Annotated in this window: 14 protein-coding genes and 1 tRNA gene; 4 read left to right on the forward strand and 11 right to left on the reverse strand. The window is 58.4% G+C overall.

Features of this window, described 5'->3' with window-relative positions; all coding sequences use genetic code 11:
- Nucleotides 1-2 precede the first annotated feature (2 nt).
- From RXV86_RS02125 to RXV86_RS02170, 10 genes are all read right to left on the reverse strand, one after another.
- Nucleotides 3-551: an AMP-binding protein gene (locus RXV86_RS02125; protein ID WP_316297142.1), complete on the reverse strand. Its 549-nt coding sequence runs from the start codon at nt 549-551 to the stop codon at nt 3-5.
- The gene (locus RXV86_RS02130; protein ID WP_316297143.1) at nt 548-1,099 is read right to left on the reverse strand and encodes an AMP-binding protein; all 552 of its coding nucleotides are present in this window, start codon (nt 1,097-1,099) and stop codon (nt 548-550) included. Before RXV86_RS02130 ends, RXV86_RS02125 begins: the two co-directional genes overlap by 4 nt.
- Nucleotides 1,062-2,645, reverse strand: coding sequence for a gamma-glutamyltransferase (locus RXV86_RS02135; RefSeq protein WP_316297144.1), 1,584 nt, complete (start codon nt 2,643-2,645; stop codon nt 1,062-1,064). Before RXV86_RS02135 ends, RXV86_RS02130 begins: the two co-directional genes overlap by 38 nt.
- A 139-nt stretch (nt 2,646-2,784) precedes the next feature.
- On the reverse strand, nt 2,785-3,768 hold the full coding sequence (locus RXV86_RS02140; protein ID WP_316297145.1) for a Gfo/Idh/MocA family oxidoreductase: 984 nt from the start codon (nt 3,766-3,768) through the stop codon (nt 2,785-2,787).
- Nucleotides 3,758-4,708: an acetamidase/formamidase family protein gene (locus tag RXV86_RS02145; RefSeq protein ID WP_316297146.1), complete on the reverse strand. Its 951-nt coding sequence runs from the start codon at nt 4,706-4,708 to the stop codon at nt 3,758-3,760. The genes RXV86_RS02140 and RXV86_RS02145 overlap by 11 nt, the downstream gene beginning before the upstream one ends.
- 100 nt (nt 4,709-4,808) lie before the next feature.
- The gene (locus tag RXV86_RS02150) at nt 4,809-6,404 is read right to left on the reverse strand and encodes a gamma-glutamyltransferase family protein (RefSeq protein WP_316297147.1); all 1,596 of its coding nucleotides are present in this window, start codon (nt 6,402-6,404) and stop codon (nt 4,809-4,811) included.
- A gap of 470 nt (nt 6,405-6,874) precedes the next feature.
- Nucleotides 6,875-8,437: a sulfatase-like hydrolase/transferase gene (locus tag RXV86_RS02155; RefSeq protein ID WP_316297148.1), complete on the reverse strand. Its 1,563-nt coding sequence runs from the start codon at nt 8,435-8,437 to the stop codon at nt 6,875-6,877.
- 25 nt (nt 8,438-8,462) lie between these two features.
- Nucleotides 8,463-10,799: a TRAP transporter fused permease subunit gene (locus RXV86_RS02160; RefSeq protein ID WP_316297149.1), complete on the reverse strand. Its 2,337-nt coding sequence runs from the start codon at nt 10,797-10,799 to the stop codon at nt 8,463-8,465.
- An 84-nt stretch (nt 10,800-10,883) separates the two neighbouring features.
- Nucleotides 10,884-11,930, reverse strand: coding sequence for a TAXI family TRAP transporter solute-binding subunit (locus RXV86_RS02165; RefSeq protein WP_316297150.1), 1,047 nt, complete (start codon nt 11,928-11,930; stop codon nt 10,884-10,886).
- Nucleotides 11,931-12,013: 83 nt separating this feature from the next.
- Nucleotides 12,014-12,538, reverse strand: coding sequence for a MarR family transcriptional regulator (locus RXV86_RS02170; protein WP_316297151.1), 525 nt, complete (start codon nt 12,536-12,538; stop codon nt 12,014-12,016).
- A 160-nt stretch (nt 12,539-12,698) separates the two neighbouring features.
- Here RXV86_RS02170 and RXV86_RS02175 point away from each other — a divergent pair, with 160 nt between their 5' ends.
- From RXV86_RS02175 to RXV86_RS02190, 4 genes are read left to right on the forward strand one after another with little or no spacing between them, the layout of a single operon-like run.
- Nucleotides 12,699-14,168 carry a sulfatase-like hydrolase/transferase gene (locus tag RXV86_RS02175; protein WP_316297152.1) on the forward strand — a complete coding sequence of 490 codons (1,470 nt, stop codon included), beginning with the start codon at nt 12,699-12,701 and terminating at the stop codon, nt 14,166-14,168.
- 60 nt (nt 14,169-14,228) lie between these two features.
- A complete protein-coding gene (locus RXV86_RS02180) occupies nt 14,229-14,978 on the forward strand; it encodes an SDR family oxidoreductase (protein WP_316297153.1) in 750 nt (249 codons plus the stop codon).
- A gap of 3 nt (nt 14,979-14,981) precedes the next feature.
- A complete protein-coding gene (locus RXV86_RS02185; protein WP_316297154.1) occupies nt 14,982-16,244 on the forward strand; it encodes an alkyl/aryl-sulfatase in 1,263 nt (420 codons plus the stop codon).
- 15 nt (nt 16,245-16,259) lie between these two features.
- Complete coding sequence (locus tag RXV86_RS02190) at nt 16,260-16,559, forward strand: hypothetical protein (RefSeq protein WP_316297155.1); 300 nt, start codon at nt 16,260-16,262, stop codon at nt 16,557-16,559.
- 25 nt (nt 16,560-16,584) lie between these two features.
- Here RXV86_RS02190 and RXV86_RS02195 read toward each other — a convergent pair.
- Nucleotides 16,585-16,674: transfer RNA gene (locus RXV86_RS02195), tRNA-Ser, on the reverse strand.
- Between the last annotated feature and the right edge of the window lie 100 nt (nt 16,675-16,774).

Below are 16,774 nucleotides of genomic sequence, written 5' to 3' on the forward strand. Positions count from 1 at the left end.
GCTTAGTGCGCGATGCGCACCTCCGGTCCGGCCGCCACGCCAACCGATCCCGGCTTTTGGGCGCGCGGGGGAAGCGAGTTACAACACATCTGGTGTGTGGCCTCGGTCATGCCGTAGGCTTCGATCACCGGTGCGCCGAACGTGGAGACCAGAGCTTGCATGACAGGGGCTGAAAGCGAAGCCGACGACGATCGCAGGAACCGGAGGTTTGCATTGTCGATGATCTCACGGTTGCGTTCGGCCCGAGTCAGAATGGTCTGATGCAAGGTGGGGACGGCAGTGCACCACGTTGGCTTGACCGCCTCGAGTTGCGCAAAGAAGCGCAGCGCGTTGAAGCCAGGCGTACAGCATACCTGTGACCCGGCTGCAAACGACGCCGAAACTGCAGCTATCAGCCCATGGATATGAAACAGCGGCATAACGTTGAGACAGCGGTCATCCGGCGTCAGATCCTGGGAAGCCATGATGTTGCCAGCAGATGCGTGGATATTGGATTGCAGCAGAGGTACGATTTTCGGCCGCGACGTCGTGCCCGAGGTGTGCAGGATCAACGCAACATCGTCTTCCCCGGCGCGCTGTGGTCACATGGGGCAAGACCACCTGAGAACGAAAGCGTGAACGACCCCGCCGGATCGGCAGTGCTGAAAGATAGTCTTACGACGGCTATTCCGGCCTTGTTCGCCGCCGCAACGGCAGGACCGTCATAATCTTCAGCCACAACCAGCGCTTTGGCCTTCAGGTCTTCGAGGTAGAAATCATATTCTTCTTCACGGTAGGCGGGGTTAAGAGGCGCGGTGGTTGCCACTTGCGCAATGGTAAAAAAACCGGATGCCATTTCGGGCCCGTTTGGCAGAACGATTGCAACGCGGTCCCCGCGTCCGCTCCCGAACCCATGCAGGGTTTTAGTGACCTGCGATGACAGATCGCGCAAACCGCCATAGCTGAGCCACTCGCGGTCTGGTGCGCCGATGGCAAGAGCGGTTGCGTCGCGGTCGATAATCGGGGCGGAAACAGTTCGGCTCGTGTCTTGCTCCTTGGCATTCCTGATTTTCTTTTCAAGCTCAGACGGCATAGGCAAGACCATCTGAGCGTGGGTCATTAGCAGCTTCGATCACCCCGCTCTGGTGGCGAACAATCGCTCCTGCATGCCCCATCAGGCTTGAATATGCTGACAGCATTTCCACCTGGTGACCCGCAGCGCTGAGCTGCTCCACCAGCTCAGGATCGAAATTGGCTTCAAGTTTGAGACTTGTCGTGTCGTCCCCCCAAGTCTTTCCCAAAAGCCACCGAGGAGAGCTAATTGCTTCCTGAAGTGGCATTCCGAACTGTGCATAGCGCGAAAAAACCGCGGCTTGGGTTTGTGGCTGACCTTCGCCCCCCATTGTCCCATAGGACATTACACGCCCGTCGTCCAGCACCGCCAACGCCGGGTTGAGTGTGTGGAACGGCCGCTTGCCCGGAGCGAGTTGGTTTGGTCCTTGGCTCAAGCTGAACCCGGCGCCACGGTTCTGGAACGTGACGCCGGTTTCGGGACAGATCAGCCCGCTGCCGAATTCCCAGAACACGCTCTGAATGAAACTGACGACCGTGCCGTTCTGATCTGCCGCACCCATCCAAATTGTGTCGCCCTGTTTGGCCTCGTGCGGCCAGGCCAGCGCTGCGTCCGGGTCGATTGCCGCCGCCATGCGATCAAGAGTTTTGCCGTCAAGAAACGACTGTGCCGGGGCGCTCATTGTTGCGGGGTCGCCAAGTTCCGAATTGCGCAGGATGAATGCCTGCTTGGTGGCTTCGACTAGCCCATGGATATGAGCAAAGCTCTCACCCCGAGTGATACCCAGACGGTCGAACACTCCGAGAATGGCCAGTGAGGACATGCCCTGCGTCGGTGGACCAATGTTATAAAGTGTTCCCAGCGACGTGGAAATCTTGAGCGGTGCTTGCTGTTCGGCACTGTAGGCATTGAAATCGGCCAGTCTCAGCGGACTGCCCTGAGCTTCGAGAAACTGAGCGTGAGCTGCGGCAATATCGCCATGATAATAGCTTGCGCTATCCTCGCCAATCGCCGCTAAGGTTCCGCCCAGGGCGGCTTGAACCAGGCGATGCCCTGCCTCGGGAGCGCGCGCCTCTACTAGGTACACATCGCCAAATCCTGGAACATCGCGCAGCCCGTCGAGCTTCTCGCCGGTCGTCACCGATTGGTTTCGGGTCACGGCTACGCCTGTTCTGGCCAGATCAATCGCCGGGCTAAGCAATTCCGCCAGCGGCATTCGCCGCGCCGGATCAATCAGCTCCAGTGCCGCCTGCCAGCCGCCTACCGTGCCCGGTACTGTCAGCGCCGCCAACGCGCCGCGCGCTGGTATTGCCTTTTCGTGCCCGCGCTCCGCATACCATTTGGGCGTGGCAAGCCCAGCGGCTTGACCACAGGCCGAAATCGCCACAGGTGCCTTTCCCTTTCGGTGGATCAGCCAAAATCCATCCCCACCGATTCCATTCATGTGTGGGTAAACGACAGCAATCGCCGCCGCTGCGGCCACCATCGCCTCGATGGCGGTTCCTCCGGCATCGAGAACATCCGCACCAATTTTGGTTGCCACGCGATGCGGGGCAGTCATCCCACCTGTCACGCCCAGAGCAGTTTCGATCATCGTTCAATCCGTGTTTTCGCACCTGGACGGGCATGCCTTCGGTGCCGCGATTACGGGCAAGAATGCCCCTTTCTTGCGGTTTTACAAGTGAAGCCTCGTCGCAGGCTATTTGTGAAACACGTCAGGGCTACTGCTGCGGTCAGGGCGTTCCTGCCAGCATCGCCTCAACCAGCTTTTGTATACGCAGCGCCTCTTCGGGTGTGGCCAAACGATTAGGTTTCCCTTCAATGCACAGGCGCAGATCATCAAGCTGCGCCTTCAGGCTGGCCGCTCTCGGATCCTCGGGCCGTTCCCTGACTTCGGTAAACTCGCCTCCATCTGACATGGCATCGACATAAAAATCGGTGATGCGCCTGCTGGCACGCGAGCCCTTGATTGTCAGTTCCTGGCGGTCCGGCTGTGCACCGCCAACACTGGCCATGATCGTCACTGGCCGACCATCCGACGTTTCAAGCCGGGCCTGCATATGGGTTTCGCATAGGGCAGGATCGGCCGGATAGGATGGACGCGCCCAAACAACAGAAAGCGGCCCGAGGATGCGTTCCGAAAAAAACAGGAAGTGCGAAATTACTTCACGGGTCATACCGCCCTCGGCGCGGAACCTCAGCCAATCCGCCGCCTTCTGCCATTCCCGCGGCCAGGCGCCATAGGTGACGACGATATCGACACCGACAAGCTCACCCAGCATCCCACTTTTGGCCGCGTGTGATACATCGGTCATCGCCGCGCCTGCCGCTTGGGTAAAGTTGACAGCAGCGGGAACCCCGAAGGCGGCCAAGCGGGCGACAAGGTCTTCACTTTCACTAACATTCACGCCCAACGGTTTCTCAAGAAACACAGCTTTTCCCGCAGCAGCAGCAGCGAGAGCATAGGCTTTTCGTGGCTCTGGCGGACAGGACAGATACACCAGATCAGCAGCCGCAATCGCACTGTCCGCGTCTTTTGAGATTTCCGCATCAGGGGCCATCCGCAAAGCCAACTCGCAGGCTCGCGGGTCGGGATCCCATAATGCAACAGGTTGATATCCCTCGTGGCGAAGCATGTGTTCAAGCATCCGCCGCCCCATGATCCCCAAGCCAACAACCGCAGTCTTCAAAGCCAATCCCTCCAGATCATTCCACATGTCCAGCCAACAAGTTGGTATCCATCATCATATGTATCCCCTTGTTGCCATTTACTGTTTGCGTCACCCTCAGGTCACCTGCTAGCGAACACAACATGTAAGCGTCTTCGCTCCCAAGTCCGGTGCGCTCGACGATCCATTCGATCATGTCCCTCAATGCCATTTCAACGCAGCGGTCCAGATCTTCGTGCATCCCCATGGTGATCAGGTGCGTCGGGGTTTGGGCCCGGGGGTAACTAAGCTTCATATCATTTCGAACAGTAAGTCGGAACGTCCCTTCCAGAGCGGTTTCGATTGCCGTTACACAGACTTCGCCATCTCCCTGTGCACCATGCCCGTCGCCACACCAGAACATCGCGCCTTCGGTGTGCACCGGCAGGTAAAGCGTCGTGCCCGCGACAAGTTCCTTGTTGTCGATGTTGCCACCATGTGCCCTGGGCTGGATTGTTGAAATGCGACCCCAGTTCGAAGGTGGTGCCACGGCCATCACTCCGAAAAACGGTTTTAGCGGCAGCGCAAGTCCCCAGGACAGCCGGGCCTGCATTTCGTCCCGATCAAGAGGTATCGTAACAACCCGGCTTGTTTGGAAATCGTCCGGTAATGTGCCCGCCAGAGGGCGTATCAGGTTCCAACCCCAATCCTGACGAAGCGCGACGTCAATTATCTGAACTTCCAAAACATCCCCGGGTTTCGCCCCTGCGACTGCCACGGGCCCGGTCAGGATGTGGCCTGGCAGCTGACGGGGTGAACGAGCGTGTATTTCCAAGAGTTCAGGCGGAATATGGAAACCAGCATCCAAAGGAGGGATTTGATCAGGTCCTCCAGATACCGTCTCTATGGTTACCGTGTCTCCGCTTTGAATTTCAATCGCAGGGGCAATGGCCGCATCAAAGTACCCCCATACACAAGTTTCGGGGCTGGCGCATAGTCGATGTGTCATGGAGCCTATCCTGAAGAATTGTGACCCTTACCGTGGCAAGCGCTCACCAGCAGCGCAACAAAATAGTTCACTGGAAATCAGACACTGCGCGCGACTTGGATCAAAATCCGACAGCCGCACCGTCTTTGCGTGGATCAGAGCCGCCGGCATAGCCGCCGCCCGGCAGGCGGTGAACAAGTTGAGCTCCGCCAAACCCAAAGGCGGAATCGGGCTCTTCCATTGCGAGGCGATGCCCTAACCCTTCCAGCTCGTCCAGGGTCTGCGTTGTCATCGTGGTTTCGCAAGCCACACCAAGCCCTTGCGTGAACCGCCAGCGCGGCGCATCTGCAGCCATTTGCGGATCCTGCCCCCAAAGCTGCGTGCGCAATACCATCTGCACGTGCCCCTGGGGCTGCATCGGGCCGCCCATAACGCCAAAACTCATGATTGGACTGGTTTTCCCCATGAGGAAACCGGGGATGATCGTGTGGAACGGACGTTTGCCGGGACCGACTGCATTGGGGCTGGCGCGATCAAGCGAGAATCCCCAACCTCGGTTCTGCAGGTGAATCCCGGTCTCAGGAACAGTCACACCCGAGCCAAACCCGGCATAGTTGGACTGAATGTATGACACCATCATGCCCGACGCATCCGCAGTGCTCAGATAAACCGTACCCCCGCGTTTCGGAGCGCCGGAACCAAAGTCCTGCGCCCTCGACGGATCAATCAGCCTGGCGCGCGCCGCAAGATAGTCATCATCCAGCAGATCATCGGGTGACACAGCTTTCATGTGCGCAATATCCCCCAAATAGCCATGGGTATCAGCCAAGGCCAGTTTCATCGCCTCGATCTGAAGATGAACAGCACGCGGGTCGTCTGCGTCAAGCTCGCGAATATCGGTGTGGCTCAGAATGCCAAGCGCCATCAGCGCCGCAATGCCCTGACCGTTGGGTGGGATTTCGTGCAGCGTGACATCATCAAACCTTTTCGAAATCGTACCGCACCAGTCCGGGCGGTGCGATGCCAGATCCCGAGAAGTCATCACCCCGCCGTGGGCCTTGGAAAACGCAACAATTGCGTCCGCGATTTGGCCTTCGTAAAAGGCCTTGCCCTTGGTTTCAGCAATCAATCTCAAGCTGCGCGCAAGCGCCCGGTTGGTAAACCGTTCTCCGGCAACAGGGGCCTCGCCCTTTGGCAAAAACGTTTCCGCAAATCCCGGCTGATCAGCCAACTGCTCACCACCCCGTGCCCAAAGTTGAGCAATCTTGGGGGACACCGGAAACCCACGCTCGGCGTACCCGATGGCCGGTTCAAACAAGGTTTGGAAGGGCAATGATCCAAATTTCTCGGATATCTCGACCCAAGCGGATACTGCGCCGGGCACTGTTACGCTGTTCCAGCCGTGCATCGGCATTTCATCACGCCCGGCAAATTTTTTAAATGACCAAGCCTCAGGAGCCCGGCCCGAGGCATTCAAGCCGTGTAGGTGCTTGCCATCCCAAAGAATCGCAAACGCGTCGGAACCGACCCCGTTGCCTGTTGGCTCGACTACGGCCAAAGTGATCGCTGTGGCCACGGCCGCGTCCGCAGCGTTGCCTCCGCGGGCAATCATCGAGAGCCCCGCCTGTGCTGCCAGCGGTTGCGAGGTGGCCACTATGTTGTCTGCCAAGACAGCCGAGCGACGTGAATTGTATTGCTGTGAAGAACACAAATGCATCCTTTTGGCCTTTCAGATTGTAGTCATGCGATCGCATTTAACTTTCGAGTGGTTTCTTGTCTCAGATGGCTAACCCGGTCAGATTACCCAAATAGACTTGGAGTTACCCACGCAAATTCTGATCTGACATCCTAGAAAGAACGGCAATGCCAGAACAGCATCGTCACTCCGAAGGTCGCCATCGTCAACGTCTGATTGTCGCGGGTTCCCTAGCCGGACATCGTCTAGTTTCCGCGTGATTTTCGCCAGCTCAATCAGATGCATCATACACCAAAATGCGCTCTGACCGGCCAGTCGTTGCGCCAGGCGTCAATTACAGGCGTGTGGATGGAACAAGGCGATGGCCAAACCGCGGCAACGGATGCAATGGGTCGATACTATTTGAAAGTCGCCATAGGTTACTTGCTTGGAGAGCCAATGTTCCGGCTTGCCAGCACAGAGGCCTTGAATTGGGTTGGGCGATCCAGACGTCACGCTATCCGGTCTGCCTGAGGGCTTTCGTCCATTTGTGCGATCAGATGGTGGATCAGGCGTTCGGACAGATGTGCCTTAACTGTCTGATGTTCGGCACTGTCCCAAAGATTGTTGGTCTCATGCGGATCGTCGACGAGATCATAAAGCTCGCCCCAGGGCTGGTCGTGGTAGACGGTGTATTTCCACGACTTGGTGAGCAGGCTGCGCACCCGCGCAGGAGATTCGAAGCCAAGCCGTTTGCCGCCGTCATTGTATTCGATCAGCGTCTCGTCGCGCGGGCCTTCGGCGCCAGCTATGGCTGACAGGAAGCTTTTTCCCTGATTGCCGTTGAAAGGTTCAAGCCCGGCGCGATCAAGGATGGTGGCGGAGAGGTCGACGGTTGAACACAGGGCATCGCTGACAGCGGCGGTGCGATGTGCGGGGTCACTCCAGATGAATGGCACCTGTGTGATTGCACGGAAGGGCAGAGCGCCTTTCAGGAGCATGTTGAAATCACCCAGATAGTCGCCGTGATCGGAATTGTAACAGATGACAGTGTTGTCGAGCTGACCACTGTCCTCGAGCGCGCCTATGATCTCACCCACCGCGTCGTCGATGAAGGCCATCATGCCGGCGGTTAGGGCCATGGCTTCCTTGATTTGCTGATCGTCCAGCATCATCGCTGTTTGCGGGGTTGTCTGGCCACCATCGCCTTTCCAGTTGTCGTGCAACCACTGCATTGGTGGCGTCGGGTTCTTGTGGGCTTCGTAAGGTAGCGTCACTTCAAAATCCTCGGGTCTGTACATATCCCAGTATTTGCCCGGTGGATTGAACGGGTGATGCGGGTCGGGGAAGCTGACGAAGGCGAAGAACGGGGCGTCTTCGCCGGAGCGCGAAGTGATGTAGTTGATGGCGCTGTCGCGGATATAGGCGGTTGGGTAGAGCTCTTCCGGGATCGGGGTGCGATAGGCCTGCGGACAGGAATAGTTGTGCGATAGCTGGTTGGCATCGTCCTGAAGCGCCCGCCAGTCGGGCGCGGTTTCACGGAACCATTGCTGGTAGTGCCCGCCGCAGCGGTCACCGTGCGAGGTGACCATGTCGACATGGTTGTAGCCATAATAGGGCGTCTTGATTTTGTAGCGGCCGTCGCCATCGTATTGGGCCGGTTCTTCTTCGTAATGGGCGATCGGCGCACGTTTCCAGGCATCGGGTTTGGCCGTGATTTCTTCCCGTGTTTTGCCCATGGGGGGCAGGTTGGTGAAGGGTTGAAGGTGGCTTTTGCCGATCGCAGCGGTGTGATAGCCCGCCCCGGCCAGAAGATCGACGAATGTATTGGCGTTTTCCGGCAGGACGCAGCCGTTGAAGCGCAACCCATGCAGGCTGGGATAGCGTCCGGTCAGAAGCGAGGCTCGGTTTGGCATGCAGACGGGCGAAGCGACGTGGAAATTGTCGAACCGGGTGCCGCGTGCGGCGATGGCGTCGATGTTGGGTGTTTTCAGGACCGGATGGCCATAGCACCCCAACCAGTCGGCGCGCTGTTGATCGGTGATCAGGAACAGGAAGTTGGGGCGTTTTGTCATTGTCGGTCCATGGCCTTATGTTGCATCAGGCCGATAGTTCGCGTTGGGCACTGAAGTGGTGCAGCGCAAGAAGGGCGATGGCAACGGCGATGCCAGCGAAATGGATCAATTCGGGGCGCATCAGCACCGCGACGGCTGTTGTGAGCCGCAGGCCGATCCATAAACTGGAAAGCGGCTTGGCATCATATCCGGCCAGGGCGCTGGCCACCAGGTAGAGCGCCAGAAAAAGCCTGGCCAGCAGCCAAAGGAGCGCGCCGGTTTGGACCCCGTTCTCATACCCGGGCAAGGTGGCACCCGAGGGGCTGGACGGGTCGATCAGGGCCTGATCGATCAACAGCAGTTCCGGGTAGAAGGCAAAGACAAAGGGAATGGCGAACATCACGATGCCCGAGCGCACGGCGCTGAACCCTGTCGCCATCGGTTCGGCCCGGGTGATGGTCGAGGCGGCGAACGCGGCCAGAGCCACCGGCGGGGTGATGGCTGAGGCAACGGCAAAGTAGAAGATGAACATATGCGCCGTGAAGGTTGCGATCCCCAGCCCGATCAGAAGCGGCCCCATCAAAAGCGCGACGTTCACATAGGCGGGCACAGCGGGCATGCCCATCCCGAGCAGAACTGCCAGCAGCATGGTGATCACCAGCGCGATGAACTGGAACATGACCGAGCCGCCACCGCCTAGGTCGAAGGACAAAAGGAAGCGCAGAACGTCGATGGCGACGAATTTCGACAAGCCGGTGAAGTTCAGGCACACGTCGATTACGGTGACGGCCAGGAACATCAAGTAGAGCGTCGAAATGGTGATACCGGATTCTGCCAACGCATCCAGAACCTTGCGGGGCCGTGCGCGAAAATCCTTGTCGAGAAACAGCAGGACCAGCACGAATAGTGCCGCCCACCAGCCTGTTGCGCCCGCGTCCCCGGCAGCGTTCTGGTAGATCTGCAACAGCCAGGGCAGGTAAGTCACGCGGCAGCGCTCGCCTTCGATCACCGCCTCGGCACCCAATAGCCAGCCCATTGTGCCACAACCGACCATGTCCTTAGGCGTCAGCAGTAGTATGAGGATCAGCAAGATCGGCAGCAGGATCTGGCACAGGTGCAGGATGTCTTCGCCGGTGACGCGCATGTCGTCGGTCAGCGTGCCGATGGCCTGGATCCCCTGTTTGCGGGCCTGGAACGAGGCGCTGAGAAACAGGCAGACGAAATACGCGATTGCTGGAAGGGTCGCTGCTACGATCACGTCGCCGTAAGGCACAGCCGTCATCGCCGCGAGGATGAAAGCCGCCACACCCATGACCGGGGGCATGATTGAGCCACCGGAGGAGGCTGCCGCCTCCATCCCGCCTGCGAAGACCTTGGAAAAGCCGCGCTTGATCATCATCGGGATGGTCAGCACGCCAGTCGAGAGCACGTTCACCACCGGTCCGCCCGAGATGGTGCCGAACATGGCCGAGCTGACAATCGCGGCATGGGCGGGGCCGCCGCGCAATTGGCGGGTCCAGCGGAAGGCCAGCTTGATCAGGGTCTGGCCGCCGGCGGATTTTCCGAACAGCGCGCCGAGAATGATATAGGGAAAGACCACGTTCATGATGACATTCATGAACCGCCCCAGAATACCCGAGGCTGTGTTGACCAGCGCATCATGCACATTGGGCACGCCGTCCAGGAAGGTTCTGGGCTCTCCGCCCAGCTTGGTCATCAGGTACTTGTTGATGTCGTCGGGCCCATGGAAGTACCACACCAGCACGGTGCCGATGGTGTAAAGCGCGATGAGGATCGAGACCAGCACCAGCGGCAGGCCCCAGACCTTGATGTTATAGCCCAGGAACACCAGCATCGACGCGCCCATGATCGCCACCAGCCAAACGCCGGTTGTGGCAACGCATTTGGGGTCTTCCACCGTGTCGGGCGCAGGGAGGCCCATGGTTTCGGCAAATTCGATTTCGGCCTTGAGGGTTTCGGCCATGATTCGGGCGCGTTCACCGGTGATGGTGTCGATCAGGCAGACGCTGTCGATTTCGACCAGGTAGGTTAGTGAAATCGCTGCTGCCGAGATGACCAGCGCGATATCCATGAAGGCGCCGAACCAGGCTCGCGACGTGCCCTTCCAGGCCCGCCACATTGAGTGTTTCAGAGCCACAACCAGCATCATGATGAAGAACACGATCGGGTAGAACCATTCGGTCGCAAAGGCCCGGGTCTTGAGTTTTTCGATGCCGGTAAGCGTCTGCCACATTTCGTCCCAGCCGGGGATGACCGGGGTGCTGTTGATGACCCCGAGGATGACAAAGACCAGGGCCAGAACATAAACGGCCCGATTGGGAAAAACCAAGGCTGTTGCCTCGCGTTCCGACGTGTCAGTCATGGTTCACCCGTGTGATGAATCGGCGATGGAGTTTCAGGGCGCCGCCACATAGTGCGGCGCCCAACTGTTCACTTTGGGCGCGGCTTATTCGGCCACCGCGCAATCGTCGAGTTCGTAACCCGCATCACGCCAGGCACGGGCTGCAGCCGGGTGGTACTTGAGCGGGTTTTTCCCGCACATGCCGAGCATCGGGAAGTTGAAATTGGCGGAATTACCGTAAGGTGCCTTGGCGATCAGATCGTCGACAGTGGCGGCATAGGCCGACACCAATTCGTAAACCAAATCACTGTCCATGTCCTTGTGCACGACGTTGCCGCCAATGGTTGCAAAGGCGCGGAACGTGTCATCTTCGGAAACGAAGGTCCAGTCATCACCCATCGTGGCCTGCAGGTCAGCAAGAGGCATTGTGAAGGGGGCGCTGCCCGGGGCGACCATGTATTTTTGCATGGCTTCGCTTTCATAGGCTGCCTTGGGCATTGACCAGCCGGTCATCTTGCCTGCCGCGGTCACGGTTGTCAGACGGCTGCCCGGGAACAGTTCTGGCAGGACCACCGCGTCCGGTTCACCGCTGCTGACAAGGGCGGAACCCTGGCCCCAGTTGGTCTGCATGCCTTCATAACCTTCTCCGTCCTTCAAACCGGTGATGATCTGGATCATGCTACGGGCGTTGGTTAATGCGCCGCCACGGGGCGGACCGTTATAGATCTTGCGCCCCTTGATATCGTCCCAGCCATTGATGCCTTTGGCGTCATAGGCGTAGAGGAAGAAGATCCCGAGCGTGAACGGGTTGATCGCCCGCAGGTTCCCGGCCAGTTCGGCCCCTTTTTCCTTTCCGAGCGAGCCGTACGGCCCGACGCCCCGGCTCATCAGGAAGGGCAGGATGTAGGGCGTGCCGGCAATGTCAGTTTTGCCTTCGGCCACGTTCTGGATTGAATTGGTCAGGGTTTGACCATCGGCAAGCTGAATGTTGGCGATACCCTTGGTCCCGGCGACTTCCGCCATGTGGGCCGGCGACAGGTGGGTTGCGCCACCCGGGCTTGCCGTTTCGGCGGTCAGATTGGCCTGGGCAAAGGCGCCTGTCGCTAGAGTCGTTGCTGCGGCCAGTGCCGCAATCAGTTTCATGGGTTTCATCATTTCCTCCCTGATTGAGAAACCATTTCAAATAGCTTTGTTCTGCGCGGTGTCACACTAGCGCGGTTTTGCTGCGTCTGTTGTTATGCATGCGCCGCCACAGTGTCGTTTTCCTGTGATTTGTCCTTTGTGTCGGGTTTCTGATTTTTTGCATCCGCCAGCGGCCCGGCCACGTCATTGACCAGATCCAGCAGGCGTTTGAGATCGTGGAAATCCTTACGGGTCAGCTGATCGGTAATTTGCTTTATAGCTTGCTGTGCCCGGGGCCAAATCCGCTCGAACAATTCGACCCCGCTGGGGGTGAGGGATATGACCTTGCGGCGCCGGTTGGCAGGGTCGTCGCGCCGTTCGATGTATCCCTTTTTCTCAAGCGCCGTTGCCGCCCGGCTGCCATGGGCCGGATCAATCGAGGTGCGCCGAGTGATAAAGGCAAGGTGGCAACTGCCGAAGCGGGCCACAGAAAACAGCAGACGCCATTCCAGAACCGGCAGGTTTTCGCCCCGCAGCACGTCGCGCGCCACGATGCGCTGAACCTTGCTGGTAAACCCCGTGGCGCGAACGATGATGAAATCGTCAACGTCGTCTTCCGGTATCAGTGCGTCGTGCAAGCGGGCGCCCCTCCAAGAATCGAACCTTCCTCCGACGATATATGGCAAGTGCAATATATGGCAAGTGCAATATTGTTTCTTGATTTGCCAGGGCCGGGCGCTAGTCTGGCTAAGCCTGCCGCATACGGGGGCGCATGGCACCACGCTGAAAGGACCGCCAATGACACGCCCAAATATCCTTTTGTTCATGGCTGATAATCAGCCCGCCGATCTGCTGGGTTGTTATGGCAATGACGAGGTGCACACGCCGCATCTGGATGGGATGGCGCGGCGCGGTGTACGGTTTGACAGCGCCTATTGCGTCAATGCAATGTGTTCACCCTGTCGGGCGTCGGTCCTGACCGGGCTGATGCCAAGCCAGCACGGGATCCATAATTGGCTGGATGACAAGTTATTGGATCACTGGCCGACGAACTGGTCTGCGATCGGAGAGTTTGCCAATATCCCCACAATCATCAAGCAAGCAGGCTATGCCACTGCATTGATAGGCAAATTCCACCTTGGGGTGCCGTTCGTGCCGCAGCTGGCCTTTGATCATTGGGTGACCTTTCCGCACGGCCACACGACCAGTTTTTACGGTAATGAGGTGATCGACCAGGAAGAGCGGTATCGATTCGAGGGGCATACGGTGGATTACTTCACCGACAAGACCATCGAATATCTGGAACATAGAGCAGGGCAGGACGACCCGTTCTTTGCCTTTGTTCCCTACAACGGGCCTTACGGCCATTGGCCGGCGATCAAGGGACGGTCTGAAACCGAGTTTGCTGCGCTTTATGATGACACCGACATGCATTCGGTCCCGCGCGAAGGGCTATCGAGCGACGTGTTGGAACGGTTCGGGCTGCGGGTGGCTGAAGGTGGTGTGCGTGAACAGTTCAAGGGCCCGCTTTTGTTACCCAACAATGTTGAAAGCCTGCGGAACTATTTTGCCCAGGTCAGCCTGATCGATAGCGGGGTTGGGCGCATCCTGGCAACGTTGGAACGGCTCAAACTCGATGACGACACCATCGTGATCTACACTTCGGATCATGGGTTCTCGCTGGGCCATAACGGTGTCTGGGGGCACGGGGCAGCTGCGTTTCCGGCGAGCGCGCATCGGCCATCTTATCATATCCCGCTTATCATTTCGGGCGGCGGTTTGGAGGAGAATATCGTGCATGATGGGTTGGTCAGCCAGATTGATCTGTTTCCGACTCTGGCTGCGCTTGTCGGGGCGGAGAGAGCCCGACCGAGCCTGCAAAGCCCGGCGCGTGATCTGGGACCGGTGTTGCGAGGTGAAGAGGCGGAAGGCGCGGACGCGGTATTTTACGAACAGGAAGAGACGCGCGCGATCCGCACCCGCGAATGGCTGTATGCGATGCGGTTCAAGGGGTCGGAAACATACCCGATGGAAGATGAGATGTATTGTCTGACGGATGATCCGCGGGAGAAAGCCAACCTGATCCGGGCACCCGAATTCGCGGAGAAAGCAGCCGAGTTACGCGACCGGATTACCACGTTTTTCGATGCCTACACCGCACCCGCCTACGATTTGTGGCAGGGCGGTGCCGCGAAATCCAACGTGACCTTTGCCGGACTTTGGCAGGATGCTTGGGGCGAGGGTTGGGCACCGGAGTTTTCGGGATGATGCTGAGTGCAAAGATATGATGTCGACGTCAATCATGGAGGGGTTGGTATGAGGGTTGCATTGACGGGAGGAGCAAGCGGTATAGGTGCGGCGCTGGCTGCGAAGATGAAGGCGCAGGGACATGCCGTTACCAGTTTTGACATCGCCGAGCCCGAGGGTGTTGATGAATGGATCGAGACGGATCTCAGTGATCCGGTATCGATAGAACGCGCGCTGAGGGTGGTGGAGGGGCCGTTTGATGCGCTGATCAACAATGCAGGCCTGCCGCCGCGCGAAGGGCAGGCGGAACTGGTGTTGCGGGTGAATTGGTTTGGCTTCCAACAGTTTCTCGATGGCATGTTGGACAAGCTTGGAGAGGGCGCAGCAATCGTCAACACGGCGTCACGTGCCGGAGCGATGTGGCGCGATAACCTGAAAGAGGTGCAGGCGTTGCGCGCCATTGGGATCGACGGGCTGGCTGATTTCGTCACTGAGTACGCGATTGATGCCACCCGGGCTTATAACCTGTCGAAAGAGGCGGTGATCGTGATGACCTTGGCCCGCGCCGAGGAGATGATCAAACGCGGCTTGCGGATGAACTCGGTCAGCCCCGCCGCCGTGAGCACCGGCATTCTGGATGACTTCGTCAAGGCCTTCGGGCCACGGGTTGCGGCCAATATCGCCCGCGCCGGTCGGGCGGGGACAGCAGAGGAGGTGGCTAATCTCGTGACTTTTCTGGCTTCTCCAGAGTCGGGCTGGATCAAGGGGCAGAACATTGCCATCGACGGCGGCATGAGTGCGATGGCGATAAGCGACACATTGGAGCTGTAGGTTATGGCAAACGAGAAACTGGTTCATCACAACGACACGCAATTTCGTAAGGGCATAGTCGAGCTTTGCCCCGGATTTTTTTCAGCCGTGGGCTATGCCGCTTCGACCCAGCACATGGTTGTGGGCGACAGAACGGTCACGATCATTGATACCTCGGAAAGCACCGGAGCAGCCAAGAACGTACTGGCAGCTTTTCGCAACATCACAGACAAACCGGTTGGCCGGATCATTTATACCCACAGCCACCGCGACCACATCTCGGGCACAACAGTTTTTGCCGAGGATCGCAATGTGCCGATCTATGCCCACCACGGCTTTATTTCGGACCTCGTGGCGCAAAACGCCGAAAGGATCGCCCCGAACAAGGCACTCGGGCGACGTACGATGGCACAGTTCGGCATAGGCCTGACACCTCAGCAACGTATCAGTCTGGGCTGCGGGCCTGGGGATCGCCCTATGGAGGGATTGGGGGCCGGTTTCATTCCGCCAACGCACATGATCACGCAGGCTCAGAGTTTGGATCTGGACGGCATGCAGGCGGAGGTGATTTTTGCGCCGGGTGAGACACCGGACCATATCGCGCTGTGGTTCCCTGAAACGCGGGTGCTGATTCCCGGCGATAACTGGTATCATGCCTTCCCGAACCTTTATGCCATTCGCGGCACGCCGTACCGTGATTTCCAGGATTGGGCCGACACGCTGGCGATGCTGGAACGTCTGGGTGCCGAGGTGATGGCACCGGGTCATACGCAGCCTGTTTTTGGCACCGAAACCATCTCGGAAGTTCTCACGACGACGCGCGCGGCCATTTTGCATGTCATGCAACATACTTCGGACGGTATGGACGCGGGTTTATCGCTAGATGATATCGCGGCCTCGATTGCGCTTCCGCCTGAGATTGCCAACAAACCATGGCTTGGAGAGTTTTACGGTAAAGCCAGCTGGTCCGCCCGGGCTTTTGCGGTCGGAACACTTGGCTGGTACGACGGAAACCCCACCCATCTTGGCACCCTGTCGTCCAAATCGCGGGCAGAGCATATGGCCGCGCTTGCAGGCGGCTCGAAGGCGCTGCTGCGCGCCGCCAAGACCAGCAACGATCCACAATGGACGCTGGAACTTTGCGATCATCTTCTGGCTTTGGGTGAAGATGCAGGTGCCCTGAAGGCTGAGACAATGGAGTCGCTCGCCGAAGACGAAGTGAACGCAACGTCGCGCAACAGCTACCTTTGGGAAGCCAAACGCCTGCGAGAGGGCGACGATTCATGACCGGCGTCAGGCGCATTGGCTGAACTGTTGCCGATGGCTTCGTTCGAGAAGCCCGGCCATGAACGGCAGTTTCTCAAGTTTTGCCAATGCCCTTTTCGCCATCGCCGAGTGACCGCTCTGCACCCATCGCGACAGGTGTCAAAATCCGCGGCAACGGTGAAAGCGCGCTCGGTACAGGCTTCAATTGCACTCGTTGCCAGCATCGGCTTCGCTGAAATTGTGACCATCCTGGGCTTGGATTGGCGTTACGGTGAAAACTCGGTCTTACAGTGGTATCGAGCGTGGTATGCCAAGTTGAACCTGGTTTTTTCTTAAGTATCAGAAGTTAGCTCGAATTTAGTGGCGGAGACGAAGGGATTCGAACCCTCGATACCGTTCCCGGTATACTCCCTTAGCAGGGGAGCGCCTTCGACCACTCGGCCACGTCTCCGTCGACCCGTTTAGCGATCTGAAAAAGGAGGGGCAAGGGCCGATTTTGCATTTCCCTAGTGAAACGTTCGTGAAATTCGAGATAACCGCCGATTTCCGGG

Source organism: Aliisedimentitalea sp. MJ-SS2 (genome assembly GCF_032586155.1).
GTDB lineage: Bacteria > Pseudomonadota > Alphaproteobacteria > Rhodobacterales > Rhodobacteraceae > JAWHTC01.